The sequence below is a fragment of the Lawsonibacter hominis genome (assembly GCF_014287895.1).
Lineage (GTDB): Bacteria > Bacillota > Clostridia > Oscillospirales > Oscillospiraceae > Lawsonibacter_A > Lawsonibacter_A hominis.
Map to the genome: position 1 here is coordinate 1 of NZ_JACOPP010000077.1, position 1,073 is coordinate 1,073.

The window sequence follows — 1,073 nt, forward strand, 5'->3', positions numbered from 1 at the left end:
CGGACTGTAAAGTTAAATGAAAGTTGAAGACCCGTCAGCCCTTCTGGTACAATGGTTTCACCACAAAACACATGTACTCTCGAAAGGAGACGAGTCTTCGTGGCAAGATTATACCAACTATGCTGTCCAAAGTGCAACAACAAAACGAACTTTCGTCGCTACGGAAAAGACAAACATGGTCATCAAAAGTATCAATGCAGGAAGTGCTGGCATCAATGGGCGCCGGATGCCCCAAAGGGGCAAATGGGCCGCCCTCGGACAAAGGAACACCCTCAGTGCCCTGTTTGCGGGAAAGCAATGTATGTGCATCACGATAGAGAGCACTACATCCACTACTCCTGCACAGGCAAGAAATGCCGCCACTCGGTTTTTGTGCCAAAGCCTACAGCGATCTCGGCTCCGTCTATGTCCAAACTCTTTGGAAAGACGGATTTCAAGCGGATGCGTTATCCGGTTCATGTGATTCTTATGGCCTTGACCATGTTCTACCTGGGCAAGAACTCATTCCGCAATATCGCTCTGATTTTGCGTACCGTAATGGATGTCCGGGTATCTCACACGACTATCAGCAACTGGTGTACCCGCTTCGCCCCAATGTTCCAAAACATTGCGATACAGCTCATTCCGGCGTTGAATTTCAACTCTGACGAGTGGCACGCCGATGAAACTGTTGTGAAGATACAGGGCGAGAAATACTACCTCTGGCTCATTCTGGACAGCGAGACACGCTTTGTCCTCGGCTTCCATCTGGACCGCCACAGGGACAGTCCGCAGGCTTTTACCATACTGGAAGCCGTGAAGACCATGGGGACTCCGCAGTCCATTGTGAGCGACCGCTACTTTGCCTACCAAATGCCAGTTAAGACGCTGTATGGGATCCAGCATATCCGCGTGGAGAGCTTCCACGATGACATTACCAATAACCTCATAGAGTGCTTCAACAAGCAGTTCAAGGCATGGTACAAAACCAAGCAAGGCTTTTCTTCGTTTGCTTCCGCCAACAACCTCATTTCCATGTTCATCTTCTTCTACAACTTTGTCCGTCCCCATTCCGCCTTGAACGGCCTTACTCC

1 protein-coding gene is annotated in these 1,073 nt (G+C 49.8%); it reads left to right on the top strand.

The window, feature by feature from the left end; all coding sequences use genetic code 11:
* Window positions 1–99 precede the first annotated feature (99 nt).
* On the top strand, window positions 100–1,073 hold a 974-nt coding region (locus H8S57_RS16820), incomplete at its 3' end, for an IS6 family transposase (RefSeq protein ID WP_186909089.1).